The 18,686-nt window shown below is 50.8% G+C and carries 14 protein-coding genes and 2 pseudogenes; 14 read left to right on the forward strand and 2 right to left on the reverse strand.

Going from position 1 to position 18,686, the window contains the following annotated elements; all coding sequences use genetic code 11:
- Positions 1–45: 45 nt before the first annotated feature.
- From FKCLFG_RS06675 to FKCLFG_RS06725, 11 genes and pseudogenes are all read left to right on the forward strand, one after another.
- Positions 46–3,045 carry a type VI secretion system Vgr family protein gene (locus tag FKCLFG_RS06675; protein WP_472615434.1) on the forward strand — a complete coding sequence of 1,000 codons (3,000 nt, stop codon included), beginning with the start codon at positions 46–48 and terminating at the stop codon, positions 3,043–3,045.
- A 29-nt stretch (positions 3,046–3,074) separates the two neighbouring features.
- Positions 3,075–5,228 (forward strand): M23 family metallopeptidase, encoded by a 2,154-nt coding sequence (locus FKCLFG_RS06680; protein WP_472615435.1) that lies wholly within the window; start codon positions 3,075–3,077, stop codon positions 5,226–5,228.
- Complete coding sequence (locus FKCLFG_RS06685; protein ID WP_472615436.1) at positions 5,225–5,725, forward strand: hypothetical protein; 501 nt, start codon at positions 5,225–5,227, stop codon at positions 5,723–5,725. Before FKCLFG_RS06680 ends, FKCLFG_RS06685 begins: the two co-directional genes overlap by 4 nt.
- A gap of 319 nt (positions 5,726–6,044) precedes the next feature.
- Positions 6,045–6,656 (forward strand): hypothetical protein, encoded by a 612-nt coding sequence (locus FKCLFG_RS06690; protein WP_472615437.1) that lies wholly within the window; start codon positions 6,045–6,047, stop codon positions 6,654–6,656.
- A gap of 276 nt (positions 6,657–6,932) precedes the next feature.
- Positions 6,933–7,559 (forward strand): hypothetical protein, encoded by a 627-nt coding sequence (locus tag FKCLFG_RS06695; RefSeq protein WP_472615438.1) that lies wholly within the window; start codon positions 6,933–6,935, stop codon positions 7,557–7,559.
- A 48-nt stretch (positions 7,560–7,607) separates the two neighbouring features.
- Positions 7,608–8,648 carry a DUF2345 domain-containing protein gene (locus tag FKCLFG_RS06700; RefSeq protein ID WP_472615439.1) on the forward strand — a complete coding sequence of 347 codons (1,041 nt, stop codon included), beginning with the start codon at positions 7,608–7,610 and terminating at the stop codon, positions 8,646–8,648.
- Between the two features lie 164 nt (positions 8,649–8,812).
- The gene (locus FKCLFG_RS06705) at positions 8,813–10,321 is read left to right on the forward strand and encodes an esterase/lipase family protein (protein ID WP_472615440.1); all 1,509 of its coding nucleotides are present in this window, start codon (positions 8,813–8,815) and stop codon (positions 10,319–10,321) included.
- Positions 10,314–10,925, forward strand: a complete 612-nt coding sequence (locus FKCLFG_RS06710) for a hypothetical protein (protein WP_472615441.1) — start codon at positions 10,314–10,316, stop codon at positions 10,923–10,925. The genes FKCLFG_RS06705 and FKCLFG_RS06710 overlap by 8 nt, the downstream gene beginning before the upstream one ends.
- 15 nt (positions 10,926–10,940) lie before the next feature.
- A pseudogene (locus FKCLFG_RS06715) lies at positions 10,941–11,339 on the forward strand (T6SS immunity protein Tli4 family protein); the annotation flags it as partial.
- Between the two features lie 78 nt (positions 11,340–11,417).
- Positions 11,418–11,939, forward strand: coding sequence for a DUF2345 domain-containing protein (locus tag FKCLFG_RS06720; RefSeq protein WP_472615442.1), 522 nt, complete (start codon positions 11,418–11,420; stop codon positions 11,937–11,939).
- Between the two features lie 119 nt (positions 11,940–12,058).
- Positions 12,059–12,170 (forward strand): annotated as a pseudogene (locus FKCLFG_RS06725) (DUF1289 domain-containing protein); the annotation flags it as partial.
- A 139-nt stretch (positions 12,171–12,309) separates the two neighbouring features.
- Here FKCLFG_RS06725 and fumC read toward each other — a convergent pair.
- Positions 12,310–13,728, reverse strand: coding sequence for a class II fumarate hydratase (gene fumC, locus FKCLFG_RS06730; protein WP_472615443.1), 1,419 nt, complete (start codon positions 13,726–13,728; stop codon positions 12,310–12,312).
- A gap of 111 nt (positions 13,729–13,839) precedes the next feature.
- Positions 13,840–14,265, reverse strand: coding sequence for a thioredoxin family protein (locus tag FKCLFG_RS06735; protein WP_472615444.1), 426 nt, complete (start codon positions 14,263–14,265; stop codon positions 13,840–13,842).
- 216 nt (positions 14,266–14,481) lie between these two features.
- On the opposite strand from FKCLFG_RS06735, the gene FKCLFG_RS06740 reads away from it, so the two are divergent.
- The 3 genes from FKCLFG_RS06740 (at position 14,482) to FKCLFG_RS06750 (ending at position 18,633) form a co-directional block, all read left to right on the forward strand.
- On the forward strand, positions 14,482–15,651 hold the full coding sequence (locus FKCLFG_RS06740) for a polysaccharide biosynthesis/export family protein (RefSeq protein ID WP_472615445.1): 1,170 nt from the start codon (positions 14,482–14,484) through the stop codon (positions 15,649–15,651).
- On the forward strand, positions 15,648–16,118 hold the full coding sequence (locus tag FKCLFG_RS06745; RefSeq protein ID WP_472615446.1) for a low molecular weight protein-tyrosine-phosphatase: 471 nt from the start codon (positions 15,648–15,650) through the stop codon (positions 16,116–16,118). Before FKCLFG_RS06740 ends, FKCLFG_RS06745 begins: the two co-directional genes overlap by 4 nt.
- 265 nt (positions 16,119–16,383) lie before the next feature.
- On the forward strand, positions 16,384–18,633 hold the full coding sequence (locus tag FKCLFG_RS06750; RefSeq protein WP_472615447.1) for a polysaccharide biosynthesis tyrosine autokinase: 2,250 nt from the start codon (positions 16,384–16,386) through the stop codon (positions 18,631–18,633).
- Positions 18,634–18,686 lie beyond the last annotated feature (53 nt).

Below are 18,686 nucleotides of genomic sequence, written 5' to 3' on the forward strand. Positions count from 1 at the left end.
AAAAAAACCGCGCACCTTCCTCCTTCAACGTCTTCCTCCCAGCCCATGTCAGAACTCTTAACGCAACTCGCGCAACTTGCGCACTCCGGCAGCGCGACACGGCTCTACGCACTGACCATCAACAGCAACACCAACACCAACTACGGCAGCAGCGGATTGCAAGTCGAAGCCTTCGCTGCGATAGAAGGCTTGCATATCATCGGTGCGCGCGACATCATCGTTCTCAGCACCAACGCGGGGATAGCGTTAAAAACACTGCTCGGGCGCAGCGCCACCCTCCAGATTTCCCTGTCGGACGGCACGCGGTGCGCCTTCACTGGGCTGATCAATGAAGCTGCACTGCTGGGCAGCGAAGGCGGATTCGCCCGTTACCGGGTGCGGCTGGTGCCCTGGCCCTGGTTGTTGACGCAATCGCGCAGCAGTCGCGTCTGGCAAGATAAAACCGTCATCGACATCATCGAATCGATTTTCCGTGAATACAGCGCCCACGCCGCCTGGCAATGGAGCAGCGAAGTCGCGCCCTTCATGGCTTCTGCCCGTACCCGCAGTTATGTTGCGCAATACCGCGAAAGCAATTTCGATTTCGTCAGCCGCTTATTGACCGAAGAAGGTCTGAGCTTTCGCATCGAAGAATCCACCAGCGCCCCCAGCGGCCATCAGATCGTCCTGTTTGCCGACACCACGCAAAAAAGCGCCTGTCCGGAAGACGCCACCAGCAGCCATGCGCTGGGCGGCCACGGGATTCGCTTCCACGCCGGTACCGCGCGTGAAGAACAGGACAGCATCCAGGCTCTGAGCGCCAGACGCACGCTGCAAGCCGGCGCGATCACCTTGCTGTCGTATGACTACAAGACCAAGACAGCCGTGACGGCCCACATTCCGACCCACCATGTCTTTGGCGGCAAGCAAGCGCCGCTGCTGGAAAGCTACGATAGCCCGGGCCCGTATGCGTATGCCAACAGTGCCGAAGCCGAGCGTTACGGCCAATTGCAGATGCAAGCGCATGAAGCGCGCAACAAACGCTGGTATGCGCGCAGTACCGTGCGCACCTTGCGCCCGGGCACCACATTCGATTTGACACAGGGCCCGCTCAACGCCGCAGCCAATGCAGCCCCAGTGCCCTACACGGTGTTGCGCGTCACCAGCATCGGCGTCAACAACCTGCCCAAAAATGTGTCCGAAGGCATCGCCGAACTGTTCGGCCCGATCCCGCAACTGCTGGAAGAATGCATTGCATCGTGCACTGCCGCAACGCCTGCGTCAGCCACCGCCGGCGAGGGTGGATTCGGGGACGGATCGGAATCAGGATTCGGATTCGAATCTGACGATAACAATCTCGCTACCGTGATTGCGCAAGCCACGGCGCTGGGCTACGCCAACCGTTTCGAAGCGATCCGGGCCGATATCGTCTGGCGTCCGGTGCTGGCCGACGGCACCGGTTTACGCCACAACCCGCGTCCTACCGCCTTCGGCAGCCAAAGCGCCATCGTGGTGGGTGCCAGTGGCGAAACCCGTCCCAACGGGGCCGATGAAATCTATTGCGACCGGCTGGGCCGGGTCCGGATTCAATTCCACTGGCAGGATGCGCAGCAGAATGGCAGTAACGGTAATGGCAACAGTAATAGCAACAGTAATAGCAACGCCACCTGCTGGGTACGGGTAGCCCAACGCGCAGCCGGTGCCGGCATGGGGGTGCAATTCCTGCCGCGCATCGGGCAGGAAGTCCTGGTGCAGTTTCTCGAAGGCGATATCGACCGCCCGATCATTCTGGGCGCCTTGTACAACGGCCAGGGCGAAGGCGGTGTGATCCCGACGCCGGGCGGCAATGCCGATACGCTGGCTGACGTTACCGTCTTCGAAGCTGCCAACGACCACCGCAGCAGCGCCCAGGGCAATCTGGCCGGCAGCAACAGCCCGACCTGGCACGGTGCCAGCCCGGACAGTGCCGGCCATCAGAATGCAGGTGCCCAATGGGGCATTCGCAGCAAGGAATTCGGCGGCAGCGGGTACAACCAGTTGCTGTTCGACGATACCGATAATCAGGGCAGAATCCAGCTCAAGACCACCCATGCGGGGTCGGAACTCAATCTCGGCCATCTGATCCATAGCGCCGACAATTACCGCGGCAGCTTTCGCGGGCTCGGGGCCGAATTGCGCACCGACGCCTATGGTGCCGTGCGCGCTGCACAAGGCATTCTGGTGTCGAGCTATTGCATCAGTCACAGTGCCGGCTGCCGCGACCCGGCCGGCGACAACAGTGCCGGGCAAGCGTTGTTGAAACAAGCGGTGCTGCTGGCAAAAAGCTTCAACAGCGCTGCCACCACCCACAAGACGGTGGGCTACGCAGTCCATCAGGGCCCGGTCAAGGCCAACGCCAGCATCCTCGATAGTCAAGCCGCACCGCTGCAGGCGCTCTATACCGCCACCAGCGGCATGCTCAGTAAAGACACCTTCGAACAAGCCAAAAGCGATGCGCAAGACAAGAACACCCGTGCCAGTGACGACAAGGTGCCGCACAGCACCGCCCCGATCATCGGCATCGCCGCCCGGGCCGGATTGGGCGTTGTTGCGGGAAGCGACCTGCAGCTGGCAAATGGTGAGACGGTATCGGTCATGAGCGGGCAGGATAGCCAATTCATCACCGGCAATCAGCTGAGAATGCACACCGGTCAGGCGATCGGGATGCTGGCGGGAGCCGTCAAGCCGGGTGCGGGCAATATCGGTTTGCAACTGATCGCTGCGCAACACGCCATCGATGTGCAGGCGCAAAGCGATGCGATCACGATCCAGGCCCGGGATCAGGTCAAGGTGATGAGTGCGCATGGGCATATCGACTGGGCCGCAGCCAGGAGCATCAGCCTGAGCACGGCCGGTGGCGCCAACATCACAATCGCGGGCGGCAATATCACGGTGCAGTGTCCGGGCAAGATTACCGTGCATGCCAGTTTGAAACGGTTTGATGGGTCGGACAGGTTGAGTTACGAACTGCCACTGATGCCCAAAGGGGATTTCAAGTTGAAGAAGAAATTCCCCTTCTCGTTATAAACACATTCAAAATACATTGAAGAACTCTGATGCTCATTAGTCCTCCATTTCTACCTGCAAGACAAGATAATCAAATCGATGAAGAATGGCTGAACATCGCCATGTCCGGCGGACAACCCGGTGATGGTTCTTTCCCTGTCAGCTTCAGCTTGGGTTGGCATGGTGGCATGCACCTCACTGCACCGATGAATGGCAACTTAAGCGAACGCGTACGCGCTATTGCTGACGGCACTGTAGTGTTTAAGCGCGCACCTGTCGCCAGACAAGATAGCCACGCACACCCGCAAAATTATCGTGGCGGATGGACTGATAGCGGTTGCGTTGTGATTCGCCACGATACCGCCATCGGCGAAGGAGAGAACGCAGCAACGGTTACCTTTTTCTCCGTCTACATGCACTTATCGGAATTACACCCCACCATCAAGGATGATCGAAAGGTGTATCGCAAAGATGCGTTAGGTCAGGCAGGGCAAATCTATGGTGACACGCATCGAAAAATTCATTTTGAAATTGTGTGTGACGACGCCAATCTGCGTAAGTTGGTAGGGCGTGCCAACGGCGATTTAAGCGTGGCACAAAACGGACGTGATGATGCGGTGTATGGAGAGATGTATTTCCATTTGCCGGTTGGGGCACAAGTCTTTGGAGAAAAGCCACTGCCGCAACTAGTAATCGCCCATTCTCAGCCACCCAAACCAAGTGTGCATGCGCCACTGCCGGCTCCTGTTGCAATGGCTGCGGTACACACCACAACGAAAGCATTGATTGTTGGACTGAGTTATGCAGCAGGTATTGGCACCACCGATCAGAAAGGTGATGCCTGCCTTGCTTCCTATACGCTAGATGGCAAGAGCATAGGCACGGCACTACGAGAAACAGATGCTGAGTACAAAATATATAAAGCTGCAACAGCGATCAGCACTGCATTTCCCGCTACGGCCCAGCCAGCCCCAAGCGCAGTCTACGAATTGCTGCGCTTTGGGCGGGTCGTCAATACTGCGCACGAAACACTCACGCCGTCCGACACCCCACACTGGCGGCATGTAAATTATCCCGGTGGCACAGGATGGGTGAATCTGAACGCAACAGGCATCACCAAGTTCAGCGATGCAGACTTTCCGCATTGGCGCGGATGGACGCTGATAGACGATTCACACGACCTGGACAGCCGTTGCGATTCGCCCATCCTCAAAGGCTGGCTCGATATGAACGGTAACGGCAAGGTTGATCCGAATGAAGCGATGCACTCTTTGCGCGATACGGCAATTGCTGAAAAACTCGCCAAAACCATTTGCAAATTCCCCTCTGAGTGGCAAGTCTCTACCATCGACAAACGGTGGAGTTGGCTGCTGGAAGAATCTGAAGAAAACCCGGTGCCGTTGACTGAAGAGGATTTTAAGGAACTAAAGACGCACATCGCTGCGTTATGTATCGCCACTCCGGTACTCGATACGGCTTTATGGCATTGGAATCCGTTGCAGTTTATTAAGCATTTTAGAACTTGTGGGTGGTTGAGTGATGACGAGTACACAAGGACTTTCCCTAACGCCACCCGAGTAAACATCGTACGATTTTCAAACGATTTGAACAAATTGTCACAGAAGTATCTAGGTACATCTACTTTCAGACGCAGTCATTTTTTCGGACAGATGGCTCACGAAACCGGGCAACTAGGCAAGGCATTATTGGAGGGTGGCAATACACCACCGAGCAGAGAATTTGAAGGCGCTGCTGATTATTTCCGTGGCCCAGATAATTACTTTAATCGTTATGAACACAATCAAGGGCTTGGTAATGTCTCATCTGGCGACGGAATCAAGTTTCGAGGCCGTGGTGCAATACAACTAACCGGTTTATACAATTACACGCAATATTGGATGTACCGTGGCTGGATTTCACGAAGCAGCTTTGATGACCCTTGGTGGAACCACCCCAATAAAAGAATTCCTCAAATTCGTAACCCTCAGCTGCTAAGTGCCAGACCAGGCAACCAGCAATACGACACGTTGGATTCAAGTCTTTCTTATTGGGGGAGGCGTGCGATCAATCGCGCAGCAGATGCAGGAATATCCGAAAACGACATTAGAAGCGTAACTACACTTATTAATAGCGCGGCACTACATCTACCTCAACGCACCACACAGACGCGTGCGACTTATCAACGACTAGGAGATGATGTATGAATTTCAAATTTGTAGTTTTTTCTTTGTTGACATTGATTGCTCCAACTACTTTTGGGCAATCACCAATTATTCCAAAATCTTACAAAACCATAAAGTCTGGCGATAACAATTGCGTCTCCTTAACTTTTCCCAAGGCAGTAAAAGGAGCTGAAGTATGCAGCTATTCTTTACCTATAGCGGAAAGTGCTTTTAAAGCTAATTTTTTTGAATTAATTGATAACAAGTGGCATCTTATCGGCCCAGGCATCCCGGTTCCTGCAAAAGTTAAAGAGCTAGATCAAGTTACTTTTGTGGAAGGGATCACATTTTGTCAAATTGAAGATAAATCGGGTATTCATTCTGCTGGGGGTAAATGCTATTACGGCATGGCTTTCAGTACAGCATCTACTTTGACATTTCGTTCAAACGCCATCGACTTAAGAAGGCTAAATAAAACCAGTTTTTCCGCCTATGTAAAAGCGTTTGAACATATTGCAAGAGCCAATTATAAAAATTGAAAAATACCAGATGCACTGATTTGATTTCTGAATATATATTGACGTCACTTCTGCTTGATGGGCTATTGGAGACATTTTTTCTGCCGACAAGTCCACACTTGGACCACTACAAACGCTTTTTCAAGGTGTGCCAGTTTTGTCATTTGAGAAAAAATAAAATCAGATAAAACAAGGACAAAACAAGGACAAAACCCGGCCAATTTGGCGCATAGATGTCGACTTCCCACCACAGAGACCTTAAATTAAATTGATAAAAAATTATAGTTTCATTAAAATTTTTACAAAAATTTTTTTACTTGTAGGCCTAATCGCGTACCAAATGGCATTTGCCGATGAAGTAATTAAAACCTATAAAATAAATAATGGATCATCACAAAAAAACGTACTCACCATCAATGAATTAACGAAAGCATTGCCAATTACGGCTGACGGTAGCAGCGATGGATATGTGCAAATTCGCGCTACCGGTGATGGTGCGAAAATAGTGTCAACTGAATCAGAGGCAGTAATAGCGATCCTACCATTTCGATTGAGTTATAAAAATTCTGAGAATGCTTACTGTCGATTAGCGATTAAAAATCTTAAATCAAATAAAATTAATATCATATCGGCACCCACGAAAAGTGAGCCAGATCAATGTCCTGGATTATCAAAACCAGTAGTAGTTGATCTTAACAACGATAATTTTCCAGATTTTGTATTTAAAACACAAACAAAATCAAATAAAGGTGAATTTCAAGTCTCACAATATTTTGTTTTTCTCAGCATGGTTAACTCAAACGAAATAACTGAATTAACCTACTGTCATTCCACTTCAATTAGTGAGTTCTTATCAGAAGAAATCCCTTTTACAGCCAGCCAAATATATTTTTCAGTAAAAAAAGAAACTACTAGAAAAAAAATTGAAATTCAAAAATGTGACCATTCCTAGCGCAGCCATAGGGCCAATGGCGAGACAGTACACGCAGCAGCAAAAGCATTAATTGTTGGACTGGGTTACGAGTCTAGACATCTAGACAGCTAAATATTAACCGGGTTGCAGACGAAGGCCTGACTGAGCCCGATTTATGGTCAGTAACAAGAAATGTGAATGGTGCGGAGGATGCAAAATACACAGGCTTGTTTGAACGTCGTTCGCATTTACTCGTATTGACGTCTGTTTTGCTTGATGGACTATTACAAATTAATCCTGAGGTGGAGCGCAAAGATGCTTAAATTATTAAATGTATTAATTTGTTTATTGTGCGTCATAGGCTCTACTACAGCGACTGCGCAGCATCGTTTTCGGATTGACGAAAATTCTGATAAACGAATCGTATGCGGTCTTTCAGTCGGTAGGCAACCGGGACTTACCATTGATGCGGTAGAAATTGTGTTCAAGTCACGCCCCAGTCGCGCCAACAATGACCGCTACAACGCTTGCCCCTATCGAGTCACTTTAAAATATAAAGGACTGACGATGCCAATCGATTTCAGCAATGAACCTACATTACTGCAAGTCAAAAATTTTGAGGAAGTGGATGAACACCTCCTCCGCTTTGGAACATTTGAATACGATGAAACCGGTTGGCATATTGCCAGCGAGGTCTACGATAGTCCCAAAACAACCATTTCAGTGCAAAGTTCTGAGAACAGTGCATTTATTGTTGGCAACGGAGACCGTCAAGGTATTCGCCCAAATATTTTGGATCGTTGCATTGATATTTTAGTAGCTGGAAATGAACGATGGGCTATTGGAGGCATTTGTTCTGCCGACAAGTCCGCACTTGGACCACTACAAACGCTTTTTAAAGGTGTCCCAGTTTTGTCTTTTGAAAAAAATAAAATCAGATAAAGCAAGGACAAAACCCGGACAATTTAGCGCATAGCATCCAATGCCGAATTGCGCACCGACGCCTATGGTGCCGTGCGCGCCGCGCAAGGCATTCTGGTGTCGAGCTATTGCATCAGTCACAGTGCCGGCAGCCGCGACCCGGCCGGCGACAACAGTGCCGGGCAAGCTCTACTAAAACAAGCGGTGCTGCTGGCAAAAAGTTTCAACACCGCTGCCACCACCCACAAGACGGTGGGATACGCAGTCCATCAGGGCCCGGTCAGGGCCAACGCCAGCATCCTCGATAGTCAAGCCGCACCGCTGCAGGCGTTGTATGCCGCAACCAGCGGCATGCTCAGTAAAGACACGTTCGAACAAGCCAAAAGCGATGCGCAAGACAAGAACACCCGCACCGGCGACGACAAGGTGCCGCACAGCACCGCCCCGATCATCGGCATCGCCGCCCGGGCCGGATTGGGGGTGGTTGCGGGAAGTGACCTGCAGCTGGCCAATGGCGAGACGGTATCGGTCATGAGCGGGCAGGATAGCCAATTCATCACTGGCAATCAGCTGAGAATGCACACCGGTCAGGCGATCGGGATGCTGGCGGGGGCGGTCAAGCCGGGTGCGGGCAATATCGGATTGCAACTGATCGCCGCGCAACAAGCCATCGATATACAGGCGCAAAGCGATGCGATCACGATCCAGGCCCGGGATCAGGTCAAGGTGATGAGTGCGCATGGGCATATCGACTGGGCCGCAGCCAGGAGCATCAGCCTGAGCACGGCCGGTGGCGCCAACATCACAATCGCGGGCGGCAATATCACGGTGCAGTGTCCGGGGAAGATTACTGTGCATGCGAGTTTGAAACGGTTTGACGGGCCGACCTCACTGTCGCGGGAGATGAATACCTGGCCGAAAACGCAGTTCGACCAGCGCTATGTGATTCGCCATCGCGCCACGAACGAACCCATGGCTAACATGCTGGTAGAAATCACGCGTGCTGACGGCTCGAAAATCAAGGCGGTAACCGATGCTGCCGGCAAACTGCCCATACAAAAAGGATTCAGCCCGGAAGAGCTGTCGATCAAAATTCTCGGGAAAGTATAAAAACTGCCATGCCGCAAAACGAAAACAAAAACGATAGCGAAGTTTTCATCATTCCCACGCAAGTGGACAAAGATGGGCGTCCTATAGCCCCCACTCGATTGACACTTACGCAAGACAAGCGAGAAAACGTCATATTGCCCATGCCCATTACGGTAATTCCGATTGTGTTCATTCCGGGCATCATGGGAACCAACTTGCAGTCCGCAAACGGTGAAATCATCTGGCGCCCGCCTAATTTGGACGGTGCCGGTGCCGTCCTGGATGCGGTTGGTCAGTTGTTCGCGTTTTTCTTTCGCGGCCCCGCTACCCGCCAAAAAAACCTCAATCCATCGGACGCCAAGGTCGATGACCGCGGCTCGGTCGATGCTGGGAATGCAGGGGACACCATGAACGACAAGTTAGCCCGGGAACGTGGCTGGGGCAGCGTGATGCGTTCGTCCTACCAGCCCATGATGTGTCGACTGCAAAAGGAACTCAATGACGTTATGCTCCAAGCCAAGCTGAAACCTTGGTGGGAAGGCGAAGGCATGCGCGCCCCGTCTGATTATGGTGAGCAAAAAGGCGATGCCGTACTGACCGAGGCAGAGTTAAGGCACGCCGCCCACTACCGCTATGAGGTCTGGGGCGGCGGCTATAACTGGATCAAATCCAGCAGGGATTCGTCCCAAGAGTTGATCGACTATATCGACAAAACCGTACTGGCCCACTACAAAAAAACTCATCAACGGGCCGACAAGGTAATTTTGGTCACGCACTCCATGGGCGGTCTGGTGGCGCGGGCCATTACCCATATTCACAACTACCCCAGCGTACTGGGCGTAATCCATGGCGTCATGCCGGCCACGGGTGCGCCGGCAACGTACCACCACGCGCGCTGTGGCTACGACGGTGTTTCAAGCATCATTTTGGGTCGCAATGCCAAGGAAGTCGTGCCCGTGATGTGCAACTCGCCCGGCGCACTTGAATTGATTCCGAGTGCAGATTACAAAGAGGGCAAACCCTGGCTCAAGCTGGGCGGAGCAACCAACGAAGGGCCGCAATTGCCCAAGGTTGATGTCTACGAGGAAATCTACAAAAGCCGCGAATGGTATGGGCTGGTGCCTGCATATAATGAGAAATTGCTGGATCCGGCAAAGACGGCTGCTGATAAAAAATTGGAGGGAAGTGTTTCAGATAATGGGCAAAAATCGGTTTTCGCCTTGTTTGATGAAAGAATCGATAAGGTTAAAGAATTTCACGAAGCCATTTCAAAAAAATACCCCAGTCCCGCCTATGCGCATTACGGTGCTGACTCCAGGGAGCACAGTTGGGAAACGGTGCACTGGAAAGGCCCATCTATTAGCGAAGACGCATCGCAGCATGTGGACAAAGACGACCACAATGGCAGCCTGAGATTGGGCAGCAGCAAAGCGCCCATTGCGCTGGAGTTTGGCGAAGCCAGTCAGCCCGGTGATGGCACCGTGCCGACCGTGTCCGGCGAAGCGCCGGGTCAGGCGGGAACAAATGCCTCATTTCGCCAGGGCGACCAGGGAAAAGGGGCCTACGCCGGGGAGAACCATAAAGGCAAGGCAAAAGGCTACGACCACCAAGGCAGCTGCAACGATCCGCGCGCGCAGTGGGCCACCTTACACAGCATTATCAAGATCGCACAAGAGGCCAATTGGCATGACTAACTCGTTACGTTGTAAAACAGCTATCGCTGTTTTGCTGGCATTGTGCGGCTGCACTGCCACCTATTCAGATACCCAAGAACGAACCAAGGCAATCAACATGAGTCAAGACAACACACCAAAAAAAACCCACTGCTTGGGGCGTTACCTCGTTGATCTGAACGCCGATACCACAGTTGATGCCTATTTTGTTTATGGCGAAGGCAAAGTGGAAACCCGGCTAAATGTTCTTCAATCTAATTTCGAGCAGTTGATCCTATCCCGTGAAACCAAGCTTAAAACCACTTCCCATAAAAAGGGGGGCAACATGTTTGTTGGACGAACTGAGCTAGGCCCAAACAGAATACTTATAGAGTCTTGGACAAGCGATGTCGGTAGTAAAAAACTGATCATGAATGAAAGCTATATCTACCTGCCCGCCAAGCGTACCTTATTTCTTCGCAACACTGATAGTGATACGTCAGCTCAATCGAACACCATCGATCTCGCAAAACGCATAGCAAGCTATTACACATATCGTGCGCCAAGTGAAGTTCCGTCGGGCGTCGGATTTTGCATTAACTCAGGACTGATGACCGCTAACAAACTGAATAGCGAAGAAGTATAAGCCGCCTTCCACTTCAAGCAATACCCCAGCGTCTCCGTATACTTCAACTCCTACGTCACTGGCAATTCTGACAAAGAACTACTCGATCGGCTCGGTGGACTGCCAGCTTCACTCATGCAAGCCGCAGCTGGCATGACGAGCGTGCGCCGCGGCGACCGCAACCTGGGCCCGGTCAAAGGCCAGGAATTGCTGGTGCGCGCCAGCGCAGAGGGCAAACGCAGCTATGAATTCTTGTGGGAATCTCAAGGCCGTGACAGCTCTATTGAATTTCCTTTCATCTCGCTAAAACTGACGACGACCGCCGAGACCCATAACGGCAAGATTATTGATGCGCCTTTCAAAACCGATGCAGAAGCGCTGCGGTTTTGGGATGCGATATTGCAAACGCTCAGGCTCCGGCCTGGTGCTGTTTAGGAGAAGTGTCCAGACTTGCCTACGGCGTCACCAGCAAATAGGTTCGGATTCGAGTGTGACGATAACAACCTCGCCGCCATGATTGCGCAAGCCACTGCGCTGGGCTACGCCAACCGTTTCGAAGCGATTCGGGCCGACATCGTCTGGCGTCCGGTACTGGCCGACGGCACTGGTTTGCGCCACAACCCACGCGCTACCGCCTTCGGCAGCCAAAGTGCCATGTTCAAGCCGGGCACGGGCAATATCGGCATGCAACTGATCGCCGCGCAACAAGCTATCGATGTGCAGGCCCAAAGCGATGCAATCACGATCCAGGCCCGGGATCAGGTCAAGGTGATGAGTGCGCATGGGCATATCGACTGGGCCGCAGCCAGGAGCATCAGCCTGAGCACGGCCGGTGGCGCCAATATCACGATCGCGGGCGGCAATATCACGGTGCAGTGTCCGGGCAAGATTACTGTGCATGCGAGTTTGAAACGGTTTGATGGGCCGGTGCGGGTGAATTATCCGTTGCCTGTGATGCCAACGAGCTTGTGCAAAGCCTGCATGCTGGCTGCGCTGCGCAGCGGTAGCCCATTCGTTGCGTCAAGCGCTGCCTGAGGTCACGAATATGGACGATATGAACGCTATGTACTTTGCTATGAATACCCCCGATGCGGCATTGCCCCTGCTTATCTCGCAGGAACTCGCAGATGTGCGCAGCGCGCACGTTGATGCGCCGCGGTTGCGGTCGCACCGTGGCTGAAGTTGCCAATTGGGTTTTTATGCTGTCAGAGGAAAAAGACGGCGTCTGGCAGACGTATCACAGCTGAAAGCTATCCACGGCGTAATACCTGGATTGTCGCCCGCGTTCCTGAGGATCTACTGATTCCAGACCATGCTAGAAAAAGCACCTGTAGCATTCTCACCCAGACGACGACAGTCCTAAGAACACAATAGCCAAATGATTTCAATTTCTTTTTGATACAAATTAGCGGTCAACTGCTTTTGCCAGGATTGTGGTGTTATGCGTCATCTGCGCCGGTTGCACCCAGCGGTCGAAATCTTCTTCCGTTACATGGCCCAAAGCCAGCGCAGCCTGCTTCAGCGTGCTGCCGTCCTGATGCGCCTTTTTTGCTATCTGGGCGGCGCGGTCGTAGCCGATATGGGGCGCCAGGGCAGTCACCAGCATCAACGAGCGCTCCATCAGTTCCGCAATGCGCGGCCTATTCGCTTCGATGCCGGACACGCAATAGCGATTAAAACTGCTGATGCCGTCGCTTAACAGGCGCAGGCTTTGCAGCAAGTTGTGGACAATCAGCGGCTTGAAAACATTCAGTTCGAAATTGCCGGAAGCGCCGCCAAAACCGATCGCAACATCATTGCCGAACACCTGGCAGCACAGCATGGTCAGCGCTTCACATTGGGTCGGGTTGACCTTGCCCGGCATGATGGAACTACCGGGTTCGTTTTCCGGAATGCTGATTTCGCCCAGGCCCGAGCGCGGCCCGGAAGCCAGCCAGCGGATATCGTTGGCGATTTTCATCAGTGCCACGGCCAGCGTCTTGAACGCGCCGTGGGTGGACACCAGCGGGTCGTGGCTTGCCAGCGCAGCGAACTTGTTGGGTGCTGAAGTGAACGGCAAACCGGTAGTGCGCGCCAGTTTCTCCGCCACCCGCTGGCCGAATTCGGGGTGCGTGTTGAGTCCGGTGCCGACTGCCGTGCCGCCTACAGCCAGCGCATACAAAGCCGGCAGCGTCGCGGTGATGCAGGATTCGGCATGTTCCAGCTGGCTGCCATAAGCGGAAAATTCCTGGCCTAGCGTCAATGGCGTTGCATCCTGCAGATGGGTGCGGCCGATCTTGACGATGTCATCGAATGCCCGCGATTTTTCGATCAGCGTCATGCGTAATTTTCGTATTGCCGGCAGCAAGGTTTTTACAATCCCGACCGCGGCGGCGACATGCATTGCGGTCGGAAAAATATCGTTCGACGACTGACCGAAATTGACTTCGTCATTCGGGTGCACCAGCCGTGCTTCGCCGCGCGTTCCACCCAGCAGTTCTGAGGCGGCATTGGCCAGCACTTCATTCATGTTCATGTTGGTCTGGGTACCGGACCCGGTCTGCCAGATCGCCAGCGGAAACTCGGCCTGATGTTGGCCGGTACTAACCGCTGCTGCCGCTTTGATGATGGCATCGGCCTTGGCCGCCGGCAGCAAGCCCAGATCGAGATTAACGCTGGCGCAGGCACCTTTGATGGTTGCTAACGCTGTGACCAATGCATCCGGCATGCGCTCGGTAGAAATGGCGAAGTGCTCAAGCGCGCGCTGTGTTTGCGCCCCCCAAAGCCGATTGGCAGGGACTTCTATGGTGCCGAAGGTGTCGCGTTCCGTGCGGTTCTGCTTCATGCTGCTCTCCAATGGGTTAGCAAACGGGTTAGCAATAAAGCGCAAACCTATTCTGCGTTTTTTGTTAATCCATTGGATGCAGTAGTGATCAGGAAGTTCGGGTTTTCGACTTCATGATGCCGCTTCCAATAACCTGCGCAGATTGCAATCACTCTGCCAGGCACGGTGCTCGGCGCTGCTTTGCGCTTCTGCATGCAAGGCAGTTTCGCTTTTCTCCAGTTGCGACCGGATCAACCGGTCGGCCAGACGCATATCCGGCAATATGGTGCCGAAAAAAGCCACCGTATCGCCGTGCTGTATCAATAAGGTGGGGAAATTGTCGATGTCGAGATCGCCGACAACCTCGGCCTGATCCTCGATATCGATCCAGACCAGTTGCTTGTCCGGGTGGCGTGCAGCCAGTTCTTCAAAACTACTCCGAAAATCATTGCAAGTGCCGCACCAGGAGGCGCAAAGGCAGGCAATGAGCCAGCGGCCGTCGTTCAGAGCAGCAGAAACTTGGCTGCGATTATCGTTTTCCAGAGTCAGACTGAGCATAGGCGTGTGTGGTGCTGCAAGCATGAGGTTGTACGCAGAACATTGATAGTTTGATACTTGTCAAATTTAATCTGTGCAAATTAATTATATTGAACTTCATCATCAGCCTCAAATTTATGCAATGAGCAACATAAGGTTCGTGATGGTAACCAAGGTTTACAGGTTGCGCTAAATATTTTAATTGCACCTCGAATAAATTATCACAGCGCATCAATCTTGAACGGTTTGCTAAATTTAATTGGATATTCCATGCGCACATTTTCAAAAGCATCACTCAAAAAAATGAGCTTGCTGGCATTAGTGCCATGGCTTGCTGCATGCACTACAGTTTATCCGGGCATGCAGAATGAATCCAAATCCAATGTGGAGGAAAATTTAACTGGAACAGCGCCAACTATCAAAACGATCACTGCGAAATTGCTAAAATCCGAGAAAGAGCAATTCGAACAACAATCCAGTCAGAATATTAGCCAGCTTCAGATTACTGATCCGACGCCGAAGCCTTATACCATTGGCGCCAGCGACATTCTATCCATTGTTGTATGGGACCATCCTGAATTGGCCAGTGCGGTCATGCTGGGAAAAGCATCGGCGGGAATAGATGGAGCCAATGATGCGCTAAGGCCTTTACCTGCCGGGTTTGTCGTAGATCATGACGGCATGGTGCAATTCCCTTATGCCGGCAGCCTCAAGTTGGCTGGCTTGACAGAGGAGCAGGCAAGAAGTCTCCTTCATTCCAAGCTCGCCCGCTATATCAAAGATCCAAAAATTACATTAAGTGTGCAGGCTTACCGCAGCAAGCGCATTTATATTGATGGTGAGGTCAAAACCCCCGGTCTGCAAGCGATCAACGATGTTCCGATGACGTTGGTCGAGGCACTCAACCGTGCAGGTGGTTTATTGCCAACTGCAGACCAAAGTCGGATTGTTATCAGCCGAACGGACATAAGCTATCCCATTAATCTTTTGCAACTGGTTCAAAAGGGTGTCAATCCCACCAGCATCATGCTCGTAAATGGCGATGTTGTTCGTGTGATGTCACGCGATGAAAGCAAGGTTTTTGTATCGGGTGAAGTTATCGTGCCGAGAGCGCTCACCATGCACAATGGCCGTCTGACGCTTAATGAAGCCCTTGGCGAATCTGGCGGCATCAATCCGATTACGGGCGACGGCCGGCAAGTCTATGTAGTGCGCAAATCTGCCAAGGAACCGATTGTGTACCAGTTGGACGCGAGTGCGCCAGGAGCAATGGCAATGGCGGAGGGTTTCGAACTCCATCCCAAAGATGTCATCTATGTTGCTGCCTCGCCGCTTGCCAACTGGAATCGTGCGATCAGCCTCCTTATTCCAGGATCGTTAACGTCAGCTGTTGGGGTAACCAAGTGATCAATCAAATTCTGATTATTTGTGTGGGTAATATTTGCCGGAGCCCCATGGCGGAGGCTTTGCTGAAACAAGTATTCCCTGAGAAATTACTATTTTCTGCAGGCCTTAGCGCATTGACGGGTTGTCCTGCTGCTCCCCATGCTGTTCAATTAATGCGGGAGCATGGACTTGATATTGCTGCACACAGAGCCCAAAGACTTGCAAGCTGGATGATTTACGAAGCTGATTTGATCCTGACTATGGATCTGGATCAAAAAAATTACATTGAAATGAAATATTTGGCAGCAAAAAATAAGGTGCTGCGATTGGGAGAGTTTGGCGATTACGATATTCCAGACCCATACCAACGCCCCATGACTTCTTTTTGTGAATCCTATAAGTTGATTGCCAAGGGTGTAAATGATTTGATGCTGGATTCAGATCACATGTTGATGAACCTTTCTCTTCCTATGACCCGGGAGTTTTAAGGATCTACTTGAAAAGCAACAAATATCAACATGAAATTTGAATACACCCTGATTTGATACCTCCATTGGTGCATTTGTATAACTAAAAAATTGAAATGACATGATGGCACCATCAGTTTTTTGAATTTAAGCAGTACAGGCGACACGTCCCTGCAAGTGTATGCAGTAAAGAGTAAATACTTTCCTGTTTTTAGCACAGCAAGGGGGACGGTTAAATTTGATTTGGCGACTTTTTGTGCGCTCTTAATAGGTGTCAATAATCATCATGACAAACCAACTCATTCCGCAACCTGTTCTTGCACCGATTACGCAATATGTCCCCACCATGATCAGAGATGATGATCATGGCGACGTTGACTTAATGGCTAACCTGGATACTCTCTATGACAATCGGTGGTTAATTGTCAAGATTACATTAATGGTCAGCTTGCTGGGCTTGATTTTTGCATTTATGGCGAAGCCCGTTTATGAAGCAAATATGTTGATCCACGTAGAAGATGAACGTAATAATAAGGATTCTAAAAACATATTGGGCGATATGGCTTCGATATTTGAGTCAAAGGCAGCGGCGGCATCCGAAATGGAACTTCTACGTTCACGTTTGGTTGTGGCGCATGCCGTCGATAATTTGAAGCTCTATATCAGTGCAGGTCCAAAATATTTTCCTGTCGCAGGTGCTTGGATAGCTGGTCTCAGTAAACAAATTTCGAATCCGGGAATTTTTGGTTACGGGGGCTATGTATGGGGATCAGAGAAAATAGATGTCCCCCTTTTTGATGTTCCGGATGCGCTGCTTGATCGTGATTTTGTCATCAGGGCAGAAGGAAATGGGAAATTCCAATTGAGCCTGAATGAACTTAATCTTGCTTGGAAAGGAGAAGTCGGGAAAACGCTTAATTTTGATACCGAGTCAGGCGACATCGTGCTACGGATCGAGCATCTCGCGGCTAATCCCGGGGCTGAATTCATGCTCAAACGTAATTCCAGGCTGATTACGATTGAAAATGTGCAAAAGGTTATGAACATTTCCGAGCAGGGTAAGGAATCGGGTGTGATCAACGTTACATTGCAAGGGCAGGATCCGGTACTGGTCAATCGCACTTTGAGCGAGATTGGCAGGGAATACATGCACCAAAATCTGGCCCGTAAAACAGAAGAGGCACAAAAATCACTTAGTTTTCTCGATGAAAAATTACCGAAGCTCAAGCAACAATTGCAGCTATCGGAAGAGAAATACAACCAGTTTCGCAACATCAATGGCACGATTGATTTGAGCGAGGAAGCTAAACTAAGCCTGCAACAATTGAGTGCAGCGAAAACTCGCCGTCTGGAGCTGCAACAAATGAAAACGGAATATCTGACCCGTTTTACGGAAAATCATCCTGCCCTAGCAGGTATTAACGGTCAGATTAATGACGTCACTAATGAAATGAAAGTCGTGGCTGGCAATATCAAGCGTTTGCCGATGTTGGAGCAGGAAATATTGAGCCTGAGCCGCGATATCAAGGTTAATACTGATTTGTACACCACGTTATTGACAACAGCGCAGCAGTTACGCCTGATTACCGCCAGCAAGGTAAGTAATGTGCGTCTGGTTGATGCTCCGATGATGCCGGAAAAGGCGGTGAAGCCGAATCGCCCCGTAATTATTGCGCTGGCCGTGTTACTTGGATTATTTTTTGGTGTGATAAGCGCATTCATCAAAAAATCCCTTAATCGCAGTATTGACGATCCTGATGAAATAGAAAGAAAGTTTGGGCTGCCTGTCTATGCATCAATTCCGCATAGTGAAAAATTGAAAGCATTGAATAATAATGTCAAATCGAAGGATCTGAGCATGCCACTCTTGGCAAATCTGTCTTCTACTGATATTGCCATCGAAAGTTTGCGTTCATTTCGCACTGCCCTGCAATTTTCGATGAGTCATTCAAAAAATAATATCGTATTAATGACTGGTGCTACACCAGGCCTTGGTAAAACATTCGTATCGGCTAATCTTGCTGCAATCATTGCAACAACAGGAAAAAGAATTTTGTTGATTGATGCGGATTTGCGAAATGGTCATTTGCACAAATACTTTGGTCTTGACAGACAAAATGGTCTATCTAATGTTCTTACCCAAGAAATTTCTTTAGAGAAAACAATTCACCGCGGAGTGATGGGAAATATGGACTTTATTTCCGCAGGAAACTTACCCGCTAATCCTTCTGAATTATTGTTGCGGCCAGATTGTGGTGAACTGTTGCAAATACTTTCGGCTAACTATGATCTTGTTCTGATAGATACGACGCCGATTCTGGCAGTTTCAGATACCTTGATTATTGGCGCACATGCTGGTGCTATTTATATAGTGACACGCTCTGGCGTTACTACTGCAGGGCAGATTCAGGAATCTATAAAGCGTTTGAGTCAGGCTGGGCTTTCAGCGAAAGGCGTTATATTAAACGATCAAAAACTGCGGGCAGGGAGCTATGGCTATGGTTATGGTTATGGGTATGGCGTTCAGCCTAATTAAAAATCCAATTAATTAATGCGATGTTTAAATATATAGGATGATGACAGGTGATT

The sequence above is a fragment of the Gelidimonas denitrificans genome, from assembly GCF_055694065.1.

What these genes read in the sequence shown, in the direction of transcription:
- FKCLFG_RS06675 (WP_472615434.1), top strand. Translation starts at nt 46, where the DNA reads ATGTCAGAACTCTTAACGCAACTCGCGCAACTTGCGCACTCCGGCAGC.
- FKCLFG_RS06680 (WP_472615435.1), top strand. Translation starts at nt 3,075, where the DNA reads ATGCTCATTAGTCCTCCATTTCTACCTGCAAGACAAGATAATCAAATC.
- FKCLFG_RS06685 (WP_472615436.1), top strand. Translation starts at nt 5,225, where the DNA reads ATGAATTTCAAATTTGTAGTTTTTTCTTTGTTGACATTGATTGCTCCA.
- FKCLFG_RS06690 (WP_472615437.1), top strand. Translation starts at nt 6,045, where the DNA reads ATGGCATTTGCCGATGAAGTAATTAAAACCTATAAAATAAATAATGGA.
- FKCLFG_RS06695 (WP_472615438.1), top strand. Translation starts at nt 6,933, where the DNA reads ATGCTTAAATTATTAAATGTATTAATTTGTTTATTGTGCGTCATAGGC.
- FKCLFG_RS06710 (WP_472615441.1), top strand. Translation starts at nt 10,314, where the DNA reads ATGACTAACTCGTTACGTTGTAAAACAGCTATCGCTGTTTTGCTGGCA.
- FKCLFG_RS06720 (WP_472615442.1), top strand. Translation starts at nt 11,418, where the DNA reads ATGATTGCGCAAGCCACTGCGCTGGGCTACGCCAACCGTTTCGAAGCG.
- fumC (WP_472615443.1), bottom strand. Translation starts at nt 13,728, where the DNA reads ATGAAGCAGAACCGCACGGAACGCGACACCTTCGGCACCATAGAAGTC.
- FKCLFG_RS06735 (WP_472615444.1), bottom strand. Translation starts at nt 14,265, where the DNA reads ATGCTCAGTCTGACTCTGGAAAACGATAATCGCAGCCAAGTTTCTGCT.
- FKCLFG_RS06750 (WP_472615447.1), top strand. Translation starts at nt 16,384, where the DNA reads ATGACAAACCAACTCATTCCGCAACCTGTTCTTGCACCGATTACGCAA.